The sequence below is a fragment of the Pseudoxanthomonas japonensis genome (genome assembly GCF_043632995.1).
GTDB classification, from domain to species: domain Bacteria; phylum Pseudomonadota; class Gammaproteobacteria; order Xanthomonadales; family Xanthomonadaceae; genus Pseudoxanthomonas_A; species Pseudoxanthomonas_A japonensis.
The window spans coordinates 329,352-343,243 of sequence record NZ_CP171632.1 but is presented as its reverse complement, the minus strand read 5'-3'; the positions used below and the strand labels follow the sequence as shown (position 1 = coordinate 343,243).

The window sequence follows — 13,892 nt, the reverse complement described above, 5'->3', positions numbered from 1 at the left end:
AGGCCCACCCTACGTCAGCCCTTGAAGCCGCCGTCCGCCAGGTAGTCGCGTTCTTCCTTTGTGGACAGGCGCCCCACCGCCTCGTTGCGATGCGGGAAGCGACCGAAGCGGGCGATCAGGTCGTAGTGCAGCTGCGCGTACTTGATGTATTCGTCGTTGCCGGTGGCGCGGAACAGGTCGAGCGAGCGCTGCTGGTCGGCCAGCGCTTCCGAGTGTTCGTACGGCATGTAGAAGAAGATCTTCAGCGCAGGATCGACCTGCGCATCGAAGCCGGCCTCGATCGCGCGCTCGGCGTAGTGCCGCGCCAAACCATCGGTGGCATAGGAATGCGCGCTCTGGCGGAAGCAGTTGCGCGGGAACTGGTCCAGTAACAGGATCAACGCCAGCGCACCCTCGGCATCGCCCATCCAGCCTTCCAGTTCGCGTCGCGCCGCACGGAAATGCAGCCCGCGGAAGCGCTGGTCGAAGTCGGCATCGAATGCATCGTCGTTGGCGAACCACTTCTCGTAGCCCGCGTTCTTCCAGAAGGTGATGACGTCGTTGGATTCGTTCATGCGCTGCCTCGTACTCGGATGAAGTGGCGGGCCTCAGCCCGGAAGGACATGCCCGATGCGCCACAGCACGCCGGTCGGATCGATCAGGGTGAAGTCACGGAGGCCCCAGGGCCGGTCGTCCGCCGTGCTGACGCGGACGGAGAACCTGTCCACGACACCCGATGCTTCGACGCTCCGGTGCCAGTCGTCCGCATTCTCGACCAGCAGGTGCATCACGAAATTCTCCGCGTGCTCGCGCAGGTAGAACTGCGACAGCAGGAACGCCGTCTTGCCGTGCTGGACATAGGCCAGGTCATCCGACTCCATCGTCACCGCGAAGCCGAGCGCCTCGTAGAACGCGATGGACTGCGCCAGATCCCGCGCGGGAACGAAGGCCTTCATCTCGATCGTTGCAAGGTTCATGCGATCCCTCCCGTCGGGATGACGTCTCGATGACGCGCTTGTCGGCGGTCACTTGCCTGTGCCGGACCGCTCCATGGATTGCAGTGTAGGAAAGAACTCCGCGTGCCGGCGGTAGTCGTATGCTCCCTCTTCGGCGGACGCCACGATCCTCGCACACGCTTCGTTGGTCACCTCACCGCCGGGAAACATCACCAGCAGTGCCTCGCGCGCGGCGTCGGTGAACTCGGCCTTGCGCGCGTTGGCGAACGCCTTGCCTTCTGCCTCGCCCGCCGTCGCGGTGACGGCGTCGGTCAGCATCAGCACGCGTTGCAGCGACGGTTCCAGATAGCGGTGATTGCGCTGCTGCCAGCTTTGCAGCGCCACTCGCGCCTGGCTGCCGGCCTCGCCTTCGTAGGTGCCGCACTGCTTGCCCAGCGCTTCCAGCAGCGTGAGGCTGGTGGTGATGGCGAACCCGGCGGCGGCGTTGCGGGCTTCGGTCTCCACGGGCGTTTCGGCCGCCACTGCCGTGCTCCCCAACGACATGGCCAACGCCATGCCGATCCATCGCTTGCGCATCATGTGGTCCTGCATCCTTGTCTCCTCAGGGGTCTTCCCGTGCATCCATCAAAGCGAAGGCGTCATGAAGCTCGCGTGCACGGCCCTCCCGCGGCCAGCCCGTGACGGTCGCCACGACGCGTCCTTCGCGCATGAAATAGAACACCGGCGTCGCCCAGCTGTCGAACTGCGGCCAGTCGCCCATTGCCACCGCGTAACTCAGGCGTGCACCGGGGTGCGCGCGGTTCCACGCCTGGACATCGCGCAGATCGAGCGACCCGTTGGGCGGTGCCAGCCACAGTGCATGGCCCAGCTGTGCGGACAGCACAGGGTCCGCCTCTATCGCGGCAATGGCGCGCTGCGAGAAGCCACAACGCGGATGCGACAACACCACCACGTGCGTCGGCACATCCTGTTCGACGACCTGCGCGGACAACGCCTCGGCATCGTCCGCCGGCCGCCACACCACGACGCGGCCAGCCGCGGGCGCATCGGCGGTGGGGACCGGTGGCAATGCCTGCAGCTGCAAGCCGGGATGCGCGCGCGCCAGGGCATTGGCATTGTCGAACTGACGCGTCACCACCCAGGCGCGGTAGAGGTCGCGGCGATGCTCGTCGGTCAGTTTCGACCGCGTTTCCAGCGATTGCGCAGTCCGTTGAAGCAGTACCGCATGCGCTGGTCCATGCGCATAGAAGACGACGCGGTTGGCAGCCTGGAACAGTTCCTCCAGCTCCTCGTCGGACGCGGTCGCCAGGCGCTCCGGCGTATAGGCCGCTGCGAGATCGCGATCGAACGTCTCCGTCATCCGGCGGGCGCGCTCACGGGCGTCGTCTCGTGTCGATTCTTCTACACCCTTGAGACGGTCGTGATGCGTCTTGATCGACGTGGATACGGCGGCCTCCCCGGCGCCGGTGTCCGCCACCATTCCGGCGGCTGCAGCCGCGGCAATGAACGTCATCAGGGCTGTCGCGAAGCCTGCTCGCGCGCCCAACCTTCCTGCGTTTCGCATCGACCTGCTCCTTGTCGGAAACCCGCATCGTGTCAGCACGGATGTTCAGCCGGAATGATCTTGGCGAACGGGCTCCGTCGTGTCGGACGGATGCTAGGCGCCAGCGCCGTGCTTGCTGACCATCGCGTCGGCGAGGCCAATGAACAGTACTGCCATGAACAGGCTCATGCCCACGTACAACAGCCGCCTCGCGGAAGTGTGCGCCCGCGCCGCATCGGGGGACAACGGCGCATCGCCGATATGGCCGGCTTTGACTTTCCCAAGGAGTCCGTAGGACTCATTGAGGCTTGGACGCTGCCGGCCCACCAGATCGGCATGATCCCGCGCCATGATCTTTCCGAACGAAGACAACGCGATGAAATACATCGGATAGACGAGCACCATCGCCAGCAGGACTACAAGGAAGATGGCGCTTATGACCGTGTTCATTGCCCTCCAATCGATGCTTTCCATCGACGCTTCGGGGGAAAGCACCAATACCGCTCGCAGTTCCAGCGCGGATGATTCCGGCGAGCCATGCCCGCCGGAATCAAGGGACGATCAATGCACTTCAGACGCACGACGCTACTCGTCGAACCGCAGATGCCGCACCGACTTGCCGTTGCGGCGGATCAGCTTCAGCGCCTCGATCCCCACGGTGATGTGGTTCTCGACGAACGAGGAGCTGACCTTGGCGTCGCTGGCCTCGGTCTTCACGCCTTCCGGGATCATCGGCTGGTCGCTGACCAGCAGCAGCGCGCCGCAGGGGATGCGGTTGGCGAAGCCGGCGGCGAAGACGGTGGCAGTTTCCATGTCGATGGCCATGCAGCGCATCGCGCGCAGGCGCTCCTTGAAAGCCAGGTCGTGCTCCCACACGCGGCGATTGGTGGTGTACACCGTGCCGGTCCAATAATCGTGGCCCAGGTCGCGGATCATCGTGGACACCGCACGTTGCAGCGCGAACGCCGGCAGCGCCGGCACTTCCGGCAACAGGTAGTCGTTGCTGGTGCCCTCGCCGCGGATCGCCGCGATCGGCAGCACCAGGTCGCCCAGCTCGTTCTTGCGCTTCAGCCCGCCGCACTTGCCGAGGAACAGCACCGCCTTGGGCATGATCGCCGACAGCAGGTCCATCATCGTCGCCGCGTTGGGGCTGCCCATGCCGAAGTTGATCATGGTGATGCCGTCGGCGGTGGCGCTGGCCATCGGCCGGTCCAGGCCGACGATGGGCGCGCCGGTGAGCTGCGAAAACACGTTGAGGTAGCCGCCGAAGTTGGTCAGCAGCACATGCTCGCCGAACTGGTCCAGCGGCACGCCGGTGTAGCGCGGCAGCCAGTTGTCGACGATCTCGTTCTTGTCCTTCATGCCTAGCCTCTTTTTCTTGTTGTTGTACTGGCGATTCTGGCACGACTGCGACGCACGCACTTGGCAAGGCGCGGCGTGGCCGGTTAGGTTTCGGGTCTCTTCCAGGGGATACACGATGCGAACGACCTTGCTGGCCGGGCTGATCCTGGCCTCGCTGGGCGGCAGCGCGCTGGCCGCCACGCCCACCTCCCGTTTCACCCAGGACCCGTACCCGAGCACCTACAAGGCGCTCGCGTCCGGCCCCGTGCTGCTGGCCAACGCCACCGTGCTGACCGGTACCGGTGAGCGCCTGGACGGCGCCGACGTCTTGCTGGCCGACGGCAAAGTGGCGGCGGTCGGCCGCGGCCTGTCCGCACCGGAAGGCGCCACGCGCATCGACGCGACCGGCAAGTGGGTGACGCCGGGGCTGATCGACGTGCACTCGCACCTGGGCGTGTACCCCAGCCCGGGCGTCAAGGCGCACAGCGACGGCAACGAGGCGACCGCGCCGGTGACCGCGAACGTGTGGGCCGAGCATTCGATCTGGGCGCAGGACCCGGGCTTCCACACCGCGCTGGCCGGCGGCGTGACGTCGATGCAGATCCTGCCCGGCTCGGCCAACCTGGTCGGCGGCCGCGGCGTGACGTTGAAGAACGTGCCGTCCACCAGCTACCAGGGCATGAAGTTTCCCGGCGCACCGTGGGGCCTGAAGATGGCCTGCGGCGAGAACCCCAAGCGCGTGTACGGCGGCAAGGCCGGTCCGGCCACGCGCATGGGCAACGTGGCCGGCTACCGTGCGGCCTTCATCGACGCCAGCGAGTACCTGAAGAAGAACGCGCCCAAGCCGCAGCAGCCGAAGAAGAAGCGCTGGTGGGAACGCGCCAGCGGCGACGACAAGGCGGACAGCGGCGGCGACAGCGGCGGCAAGCGCGACCTGAAGCTGGACACGCTGGCCGGCGCGATCAATGGCGAGATCCTGGTGCACATCCACTGCTACCGCGCCGACGAGATGACCACGATGCTGGACCTGGCGAAGGAGTTCGGCTTCAAGATCGCCGCGTTCCACCACGGCGTGGAGGCGTACAAGCTGGCCGACCGCCTGGCGCAGGACGGCGTGTGCGGCGCGCTGTGGGCCGACTGGTGGGGCTTCAAGATGGAGGCCTTCGACGGCATCCAGGAAAACATCGCGCTGGTCGACCGTCCCACCAACAGCTGCGCGATCGTGCACTCGGATTCCGATGAAGGCATCCAGCGCCTCAACCAGGAAGCGGCGAAGGTGATGGCGAATGCGCGCCGCGCGGGCATGGGCGAGATCGCGCCGGAGCGTGCGATCCGCTGGGTGACCAGCAATGCGGCGAAGTCGCTGGGCATCGCCGAGCGCACCGGCACGCTGGAGGCCGGCAAGATGGCCGACGTGGTGCTGTGGAACCAGAACCCCTTCAGCGTGTACGCCAAGGCCGAGCAGGTCTACATCGACGGCGCACGCATCTACGACCGCAACGACCGCAGCAGGCAACCGGTGTCGGACTTCATGCTGGGGCAGGAGGTGGTGCCATGAGTCGCGCCTGTCGTACATCCCTGCCGTCATCCCAGCGAACGCTGGGATCCATCCTGCTTTCGCCTTCAAGGTCGGAAGCAACAGAAGCAAAAGCCAGATGGGTCCCAGCGTTCGCTGGGACGACGGTGAAGGCATTGGCGCTGGCCGTTGCACTGGCGTCCGCGTCGTCTGTTGCCTTCGCCCAGGACATCCTGATCCGCAACGCCACCGTGCATACCGCCGGTGCGCAGGGCACGCTGAAGAACGCCGATGTGCTGGTGCGCAACGGCGTGGTGCAGGCGGTGGGCAGCGGCCTGGCTGCACCGGGCGCGACGGTGGTGGAGGCCAACGGTCGTCCGCTGACGCCGGCGTTCTTCGGCGGCATCACCGAGATCGGGCTGGAGGAGGTGTCGGGCGAGTCGTCCACCGTCGACGCCTCGGTGACGCTGCAGGACCAGCCGATGCGCCCGGAATTCGACGTGACGCTGGCCTACAACCCGGCCTCGGTGGTGATCCCGGTGACGCGCGTGGAAGGCATCGGCTTCACCCTGCTGGCCGCCTCGACCGGGGGTTCCTTCATCGCTGGCCAGGGCGGCGTGATGCGGCTGGACGGCAGCGCCGATCCGGTCGGTCCGCGTGCGCTGTTCGTGCGCCTGGGCAGCGGCGGCGCGGAGCTGGCCGGCAAGTCGCGTGCAGCGCAGTGGATGCTGCTGGACCAGATGGTGGCCGAGGCGCGTGGCCGCGTGCCGGCGGATTCGCCGCACGCACTACTGACGCCGGCCGGACGCGCGACGCTCGCACGCTATCTCGCCGGCAACGGCCGCATCGTGGTTCAGGTGAACCGTGCCGCCGACATCCGCCAGCTGCTGCGCTGGGCCCAGCGCGAGAACGTGCGCATCGCCATCGCCGGCGGTGCCGAAGGCTGGAAGCTGGCGCCGCAGCTGGCGCAGGCGAAGGTACCGGTGTTCGTGGATGCGCTGGCGGACCTGCCGGCGGACTTCGACCAGATCGGCGCCACGCTGGAAAACGCCGCGCGGCTGGACGCCGCCGGCGTGAGCGTCAGCTTCTCGCAGGCCGGCGACGCCTCGCACAACGCACGCAAGATCCGCCAGCTGGCGGGCAATGCGGTGGCCAACGGCCTGCCGTGGGAAGACGGCCTGGCCGGACTGACCCGCGTGCCGGCGGAGACATTCGGCGTGGGCGACCGCGTGGGCACCATCGCACCGGGCAAGCTGGCCGACTTGGTGCTGTGGACCGCCGATCCGCTCGACGTGTCGAGCACCGCGGAGCAGGTGTGGCTGGGAGGGCGCGCGATGCCGATGCGTTCGCGCCAGACGGAACTGCGCGACCGCTACCTGCAACCGGCCGGTCCGCTGCCGCGCGCCTATTCGAAATAGGCGCCTGGCGGCATCAGTTCACGGAGGCGCCTGCGGGCGCCTTCGTGCTGTCGGCGCCATGGCAGGGCGCGTCTTCGGCGACGATGCGGTCGCCACCGGCCCGTTTGGCCACGTACATGGCCTGGTCGGCGCGGGCGATCAGCGTGGACACGGTGTCGCCATGGCGCGCCTGTGCGGCGCCGATGCTGGCGGTGACCTCGACGGCCACGCCGTCGACCACCGCGCAATCGTGGCGGATGCGCGCACCGACTTCCTCGCCGATGCGCATGGCGGCATGCAGTTCCACCCCGGACAGCACCAGCACGAATTCCTCGCCCCCCAGCCGGCCGAGCTGGTCGCCGTACTGGAACTGCTGGCTGATCACGCGCGTCACCGCACGCAGGCAGGCATCGCCCGTGGCGTGCCCATGGCGGTCGTTGACCTGCTTGAAGTGGTCGAGGTCGATGAAGAGCAGCGACACCGGAATGCCTTCGCGCTGGCGCTCGATCAATGCCCAGTCGAGACGATGCTCGATGGCGCCGCGGTTGAGCACACCGGTCAGCGCGTCGCGCTCGGCATGCGCCTTGGCGCTGTCGCGCTCGCGGCGGAAGGTCAGCATGCGGTGCGCCAGGCCCAGGCCCAGTGCCACGGCCGTGAAGGCCAGCCACCACGGAATGCCGTATTCCAGCCACGGACCCGCCCTTTCGCCGTCGCTGAACCGCAGCGCGCGGATCATGGTGAAGACGAGCAGCGGCAACCACGACAGCAGCACGATGCTGGCGTGGCGTTCGCCGCGCCACCACGCCACCAGCAGCGTCGCCAGCGTCACCACGTTGGTCAGCAGGAACAGGCCGTTGGCGACGCTGGGGAACCAGCTGTCGTCGGCCGGCCAGGGCGAGACCAGCAGCACCAGCGTCAGCAGGCAGCCGTACACCCCGACCAGCCGCATCAGCCAGGCCAGCCGCGGCGCAGCGCGGCGCAGGTTGGCGTAGTCCTGCCACAGGTACACCAGCAGGACGGTGGCGAGGGTGCCGATGGCCCAGATGCCCTGGGCGCCGAAGTGGCGCAGCAGCGACAGGCCCGGCCACGCGTAGGCCTCGCCGTAGGAGCACAGCACGTACAGCAGTTGCAGCAACATGGCGGCGGCATAGAGCAGGTAGACGCGCTCGCGCAGCACCAGCCAGAACAGCAGCACCGCCAGCGCCACGCCCAGCGTCATGCCCACCGCCGGCAGCAACAGGCGTACGTGCCACAGGTCGGCGGCGGCGTAATCGGCGCGGGCCTCGATCGCCACCTGCATCGGATAGCGGGCGCCTTCCACCGTCACCTCGACGGGACCATCGCGCGACAGCGGGAACACCAGCGCGCGCCGGCTGAACTGGGGGTCCAGCGTGGGCTGGAACAGATCCTGCGTGCGGGGCGTGGCGTCGCCGGGTGCGCGCACCGTCACGCGGGCGTTGTAGGGGTGATAGACCACGAGCAGCGGGTCGGCGATGCCGGCACGCGGGTACACCCGCCACTGCCCGTTGCCGATCACGCGCGCGGACGCGCCGCCGCCTTCGAAGCGACGTTCCGAGAAAAGTCCGGCGCGCTGTCCGGCCTGCTGTTCCAGCGTCGAGGGCTGGAGACGGTCGATCCGCGCGATGTTCTCCCCCCGCGCAGGCCCCGCCGGCAGCAGGGCCAGCAGCAGGAGCCACCCCCATCGCTGCGTCATGTTGCCCCTTGCTTGAGGGGTGAAGTGTCGGGCCGGCCCCGGGGCAGGACAAGCCGTCGACGGCCATATATGTGACTCATGTCACGCTAATTATGGGCGCCCACCCCGCCAGGAACCGGACGCAGACCGCGCTTTGGCCGCCCTCGACTCGCCCGGAAAAGTGACACAACTCACACTTCACGCGTTTACGCGACGACTTGGCGTCTGTTGTCCGCTAGTTTTGCGGAGATAAGTACAAATGCGACGAATGCCGGGAGGGGCTAGATGCGCATTGGGATAGTCGTCGATTCGGCGTGCGACCTGCCGCTGGAGTACCTGGAACAACACAACATCGTGATCCTGCCGATCACGGTGCGCATCGGCGAAGCCGTGCTCGCGGACCATCGCGACGAGCAGGCGACGCTGAGCTTCCTGCACGCGCACGTGGCCGAGCGCGGCCACGAGGCGGAGACCACGCCGTTCACCGTCAACCAGATCCGCGACCTGTTCCTGGGCCGGCTGGTGATCGACTACGACCACGTCTTCTGCATGACGATCACCAAGACGCGCTCGCCGATCCACGAGAACGCGATGCAGGCCAGCTTCGCCATCCTCAACGATTACAAGCCGGTGCGTCAGGCCGCGGGCCACAACTCGCCGTTCGCACTGCGCGTGATCGACACGCAGAACCTCTTCGCCGCGCAGGGCATCACCGCGGTGGAGGCGGTGCGCATGCGTGACGCCGGCACCAGCGTGCAGCAGATCCGCGTGCGCCTGGAGGAACTGGCCAACAACACGCATGGCTACATGATCCCGCGCGACCTGTATTACCTGCGCAACCGGGCGCGCACCAAGGGCGACCGCAGCGTCGGCCTGCTCAGCGCCGCGCTGGGCAGCGCGCTGGACATCAAGCCCGTGCTGTACGGCCACGCCGGCAACACCGAGCCGGTGGCCAAGATCAAGGGCTTCGAGAATGCGGTGGAACAGATGTTCAAGTTCGCCGGCAACCGCGTGATGGCCGGCCTGATGACGCCGACCCTGTGCCTGAGTTACGGCGGCGAGCTGTCGGAACTGCGCGCCCTGCCCGGCTACCAGCGCCTGCGCGACATCTGCGAGAACAACAAGGTCGAGGTGTTCGAGAGCGTGATGAGCCTGACCGGCATGGTCAATGTCGGCAAGGGTGCCGTGGTCGCCGCCTTCGCCGCGCCGCCGGCGCCCTTCAAGGTGGCATAACGGCGGGCTAACGCGTCTTGCACGACGCTATGCCCCACGTTTCCACCGGGGGTGCCATGGCCGTCCGTTACTACATCAGCCTGCCGGATCCCGGCCGCGCGCGCGGCAGCGATCCGGCTTTCAGTTTCGATGCGCATGGCGCGGAGGAGTTCGCCGCCCAGTTGCAGCATGCGTTGCGCACCAGCCACCTGTTCGACCGCTGGCGTGCGCGACAGGAAGAACCCGATGAAGTCGATCCCGGCCTCGGCGTGGTGGACGAAGGCGCCACGGTCCGTGGCCAGCAGGACGACCTGAGCATCCTGCTGGTGGCGACCTCGTCGATACCGGGCCACGTGCTCAAGCATCGCCTGCGCTTGCTGGCGGGAAGTGCATGGGAACTGCGCGATGTGTCGGCCGCGTGATCCGCGGCATCGGCATGGCGTCGCGACGGCCTGATGACGGAACGCCTTCCCGTCCTGCTCGCCTGGAGCGGCGGCAAGGATGCCGCATGGACGCTGCACACCCTGCGCCGGCGCGATGATGTCCAGGTGGTTGGCCTGCTGACCACGGTGACCGAAGACTATGATCGCGTCTCGATGCAGGGCATCCGCCGCAGCGTGCTGCATGCGCAGGCGCGTGCGGCCGGCCTGCCGTTGATCGAAGCGATGATCGCTGCCCGCTGCACCAACGACGACTACGAGCGGGCGATGGCGGCCGCGCTGGCGGACGCCGCCCGCCGCTGGCCGACGCTGCGCACGGTCGCGTTCGGCGACCTGTTCCTGGACGACATCCGCGCCTACCGGGTGCGGAACCTGGCGAAGATCGGCTGGGACGTGATGACGCCGCTGTTCGGTGCGGATACCGGCGTACTGGCGCGGGAGATGATCGCTGGCGGGCTTCGTGCCCGGCTGTGCTGCGTGGATACGCAGCAACTCGACATCGCGTTCGGCGGCCGCGCCTTCGACGAGACGCTGTTGCGCGATCTGCCCGCGGAGGTCGATCCCTGCGGCGAGAACGGCGAGTTCCACACCTGCGTCTCGGCCGGCCCGATGTTCGACGCGCCGCTTGCGCTGCTACAGGGCGACACCGGACTGCGCGATGGGCGCTTCGCGTTCACCGACTTCGAGCTTGCGGATGCCTCGTAGAATGGGCCTTGGCCCACCATCGCCATCCCGCATACACCGACGACCAGGACGGCGGGCTTGAGCCCGCCCTACGCGGTCAATGCCTTCGCGTGATGCGCGATGTAGTCGCCACCCGCTTCGTAGGGTGGGCCTCGGCCCACCATCGCCATCCCGCATACACCGACGACCAGGACGGCGGGTTTGAGCCCACCCTACGCGCTCAATGCCTTCGCGTGATTCGCGATGTACTCGCCACCCGCTTTTCCGTAGGGTGGGCCTCGGCCCACCATCGCCATCCCGCATACACCGACGACCAGGACGGCGGGCTTGAGCCCGCCCTACGCGGTCAATGCCTTGCGTGATGCGCGATGTACTCGCCACCCGCTTCCGTAGGGTGGGCCTCGGCCCACCATCGCCATCCCGCACACACCGACGACCAGGGCGGCGGGCTTGAGCCCGCCCTACGTGGTCAATGCTTTCGCGTGATGCGCGATGTGTTCACCGATGAAACTGGCGATGAAGTAGTAGCTGTGGTCGTAGCCGGGCTGCAGGCGCAGCGTCAGCGGATGGCCTGCAGCGTCGGCTGCAGCCTGCAACAGCGTCGGCTTCAGCTGGGTGTTCAGGAACTCGTCCGCATCGCCCTGGTCGACCAGCAGCGGCAGGCGTTCCTGTGCGTCCGCGATCAGCGCGACGGTGTCGTACGCCTTCCACGCGGCGCGGTCTTCGCCGAGATACGCACCGAACGCCTTCTCGCCCCACGGCACCTGCGATGGCGCCACGATCGGCGAGAACGCCGAGACGCTGCGGTAGCGACCGGGATTTTTCAGCGCGATCGTCAGCGCGCCGTGCCCGCCCATCGAGTGTCCGCTGATACCGCGCGCATCGGTCACGGGGAAGTTCGCTTCGATCAGCGCCGGCAGTTCGTCGACGAGGTAGTCGTACATCCGGTAGTGCGCGGACCACGGCGCCTGCGTGGCGTTGACGTAGAAACCAGCGCCCTTGCCCAGGTCGTAGCTGTCGGCATCGGCGACATCATCGCCGCGCGGACTGGTATCCGGGGCAACCAGGATCACGCCGTGCTCGGCGGCGTAGCGCTGCGCGCCGGCCTTGGTGATGAAGTTCTGTTCCGTGCAAGTCAGGCCGGAGAGCCAGTAAAGCACGGGCAGTTTTTGTGTCTCAGCTTGCGGAGGCAGATAGATGGCGAACCGCATGGTGCAGCCGAGGCTGCTGGATGCGTGTTCATGGACGTCCTGCCAGCCGCCATGCATGGCGCGGTGTTCGATGCGTTGTAGTGTCATGGTGATTCCCGTATTCCCTTCTCCCGCCGGGAGAAGGTGGCGCGAAGCGCCGGATGAGGGTTGGACGGAGCGTGAGGGGGCGAACAGCAGCGGACGCTGCAAGAAGTGCGGCGTCCGGGCATCGGGATGTCGCCGGACCCTCACCCCAACCCCTCTCCCGAGGGGAGAGGGGCTCGAGCGTCAGTAGTGCACCACGCTGCGGATCGACTTGCCTTCATGCATCAGGTCGAAGGCTTCGTTGATGCCGTCCAGCGGCATGGTGTGGGTCACGAACGGGGCGAGTTCGATGTCGCCCTTCATCGCGTCCTCGACCATGCCCGGCAGCTGCGAGCGGCCCTTCACGCCGCCGAACGCGGTGCCCATCCACTTGCGCCCGGTCACCAGTTGGAACGGTCGCGTGCTGATCTCCTGCCCTGCACCGGCGACACCGATGATCACGCTCTGCCCCCAGCCGCGGTGCGCGCATTCCAGCGCGGCACGCATGACGTTGACGTTGCCGATGCATTCGAACGAATGGTCCACGCCCCACCCGGTCATCTCGACGACGACCTGCTGGATCGGCTTGTCGAAGTCCTTCGGATTGACGCAGTCGGTGGCGCCGAACTGCTGCGCCATCTCGAATTTGGACGGATTGGTGTCGATGGCGATGATGCGGCCGGCCTTGGCCTGGCGCGCGCCCTGGATCACCGCCAGGCCGATGCCGCCGAGGCCGAACACGGCGACCGAATCGCCTTCCCGCACCTTGGCGGTGTTGTGCACGGCACCGATGCCGGTGGTGACGCCGCAGCCGAGCAGGCAGACGTGCTCCGGGTTCGCGTCGGGATTGATCTTCGCCAGCGACACTTCGGCGACCACGGTGTATTCGCTGAAGGTCGAGCAGCCCATGTAGTGGTACAGCGGCTGGCCTTCGTAGGAGAAGCGCGAGGTGCCGTCCGGCATGACGCCCTTGCCCTGGGTGGCGCGCACCGACGTGCACAGGTTGGTCTTGCCGCTCTTGCAGAACAGGCACTCGCCGCACTCGGCGGTGTACAGCGGAATCACGTGGTCGCCCGGCTTCACGCTGGTGACGCCTTCGCCGACCTCGACCACGATGCCGGCGCCTTCATGGCCCAGCACGACGGGAAACAGGCCTTCCGGATCGTCACCCGACAGCGTGAACGCATCGGTGTGGCAGACGCCGGTATGGGTGATCTTCACCAGTACCTCGCCGGCTTTCGGCGGCGCGACGTCGATCTCGACGATCTTCAGCGGTTCGCCTGCGGCGAAGGCGACGGCGGCACGGGATTTCATGGTCAGTCTCCTGCGAGAGGGGGGATTTTTGTAGGAGCGGACCATGCCCGCGATGCTCCTCGGCCAAGGACGGGAAACGCATCGCGGGCATGGCCCGCTCCTACTTCAGATAGGACCGTACCAGCGCGACGGCGGCATCGATGCCGGCCTCGCGCTGTTCGGGGGTCGAAGCCGGATGCGCGAATTCCTCGCGCAGATGGCTTTCCAGGATCTCGGACATCAGTCCGTTGACCGCACCGCGCACCGCGGCGAGCTGCTGCAGCACCGGCGCGCAATCGGCACCGTCCTCCAGCGCGCGCTCCAGCGCATCCAGCTGTCCACGGATGCGTTTCACGCGCGTGAGCGCCTTCTTCTTGTCGGCAGGAGAGTGCGGCATGCCGTCGGGACCCGGATAGTGGGGGGCAGTATATTGGCGTTGCACCGCCGAAGCAAAATCGGGGCATCGCATCGGCCATCGTCGACGGTGCCCGCCCGTGCACTCGCGCTGCAACGCAGAGCTCGCATGATGGGTCCTGCACCCGTCAGGAGGCGGAGTCGCGCGCG

At 67.3% G+C, this 13,892-nt stretch carries 15 protein-coding genes; 5 read left to right on the top strand and 10 right to left on the bottom strand.

Translation table 11 applies throughout. The features are described 5' to 3' along the window. Positions 1–14: 14 nt before the first annotated feature. The 6 genes from ACGHX3_RS01490 to ACGHX3_RS01465 form a co-directional block, all read right to left on the bottom strand. A complete protein-coding gene (locus tag ACGHX3_RS01490) occupies positions 15–554 on the bottom strand; it encodes a DUF924 family protein (protein WP_394696147.1) in 540 nt (179 codons plus the stop codon). A 33-nt stretch (positions 555–587) separates the two neighbouring features. Further along, a complete protein-coding gene (locus ACGHX3_RS01485) occupies positions 588–956 on the bottom strand; it encodes a VOC family protein (RefSeq protein WP_394696146.1) in 369 nt (122 codons plus the stop codon). Between the two features lie 48 nt (positions 957–1,004). After that, positions 1,005–1,526 (bottom strand): hypothetical protein, encoded by a 522-nt coding sequence (locus ACGHX3_RS01480; protein WP_394696145.1) that lies wholly within the window; start codon positions 1,524–1,526, stop codon positions 1,005–1,007. Positions 1,527–1,536: 10 nt separating this feature from the next. Then, positions 1,537–2,448 (bottom strand): hypothetical protein, encoded by a 912-nt coding sequence (locus ACGHX3_RS01475; protein ID WP_394696144.1) that lies wholly within the window; start codon positions 2,446–2,448, stop codon positions 1,537–1,539. A 144-nt stretch (positions 2,449–2,592) separates the two neighbouring features. Next, complete coding sequence (locus tag ACGHX3_RS01470; protein ID WP_394696143.1) at positions 2,593–2,952, bottom strand: hypothetical protein; 360 nt, start codon at positions 2,950–2,952, stop codon at positions 2,593–2,595. 111 nt (positions 2,953–3,063) lie between these two features. Continuing rightward, positions 3,064–3,840, bottom strand: coding sequence for an AMP nucleosidase (locus tag ACGHX3_RS01465; protein WP_162335905.1), 777 nt, complete (start codon positions 3,838–3,840; stop codon positions 3,064–3,066). Between the two features lie 115 nt (positions 3,841–3,955). Here ACGHX3_RS01465 and ACGHX3_RS01460 point away from each other — a divergent pair, with 115 nt between their 5' ends. Together ACGHX3_RS01460 and ACGHX3_RS01455 are read left to right on the top strand one after the other, a co-directional pair. After that, positions 3,956–5,377, top strand: coding sequence for an amidohydrolase (locus ACGHX3_RS01460; protein ID WP_394696142.1), 1,422 nt, complete (start codon positions 3,956–3,958; stop codon positions 5,375–5,377). 125 nt (positions 5,378–5,502) lie between these two features. Continuing rightward, positions 5,503–6,753 (top strand): amidohydrolase family protein, encoded by a 1,251-nt coding sequence (locus ACGHX3_RS01455; protein WP_238391113.1) that lies wholly within the window; start codon positions 5,503–5,505, stop codon positions 6,751–6,753. 13 nt (positions 6,754–6,766) lie between these two features. Here ACGHX3_RS01455 and ACGHX3_RS01450 read toward each other — a convergent pair whose 3' ends face one another. Further along, a complete protein-coding gene (locus ACGHX3_RS01450; protein ID WP_394696141.1) occupies positions 6,767–8,446 on the bottom strand; it encodes a diguanylate cyclase in 1,680 nt (559 codons plus the stop codon). Between the two features lie 264 nt (positions 8,447–8,710). Here ACGHX3_RS01450 and ACGHX3_RS01445 point away from each other — a divergent pair, with 264 nt between their 5' ends. Genes ACGHX3_RS01445 through ACGHX3_RS01435 form a run of 3 tightly spaced genes read left to right on the top strand, consistent with a single transcriptional unit; the run spans position 8,711 to position 10,782 of the window. After that, a complete protein-coding gene (locus ACGHX3_RS01445; RefSeq protein WP_394696140.1) occupies positions 8,711–9,658 on the top strand; it encodes a DegV family protein in 948 nt (315 codons plus the stop codon). Between the two features lie 56 nt (positions 9,659–9,714). Then, positions 9,715–10,059, top strand: a complete 345-nt coding sequence (locus ACGHX3_RS01440) for a hypothetical protein (protein ID WP_394696139.1) — start codon at positions 9,715–9,717, stop codon at positions 10,057–10,059. A gap of 33 nt (positions 10,060–10,092) precedes the next feature. Then, positions 10,093–10,782, top strand: a complete 690-nt coding sequence (locus tag ACGHX3_RS01435) for an ATP-binding protein (RefSeq protein WP_394696138.1) — start codon at positions 10,093–10,095, stop codon at positions 10,780–10,782. A gap of 440 nt (positions 10,783–11,222) precedes the next feature. Here ACGHX3_RS01435 and fghA read toward each other — a convergent pair whose 3' ends face one another. The 3 genes from fghA to frmR all read right to left on the bottom strand — a co-directional run bounded on the left by fghA (position 11,223) and on the right by frmR (position 13,725). After that, a complete protein-coding gene (gene fghA / locus ACGHX3_RS01430) occupies positions 11,223–12,059 on the bottom strand; it encodes an S-formylglutathione hydrolase (RefSeq protein WP_394696137.1) in 837 nt (278 codons plus the stop codon). A gap of 180 nt (positions 12,060–12,239) precedes the next feature. Next, the gene (locus tag ACGHX3_RS01425; protein WP_394696136.1) at positions 12,240–13,349 is read right to left on the bottom strand and encodes an S-(hydroxymethyl)glutathione dehydrogenase/class III alcohol dehydrogenase; all 1,110 of its coding nucleotides are present in this window, start codon (positions 13,347–13,349) and stop codon (positions 12,240–12,242) included. Positions 13,350–13,449: 100 nt separating this feature from the next. After that, entirely contained in the window at positions 13,450–13,725 is a 276-nt protein-coding gene (gene frmR, locus ACGHX3_RS01420; protein ID WP_162335914.1) for a formaldehyde-responsive transcriptional repressor FrmR, read from the bottom strand. Positions 13,726–13,892 lie beyond the last annotated feature (167 nt).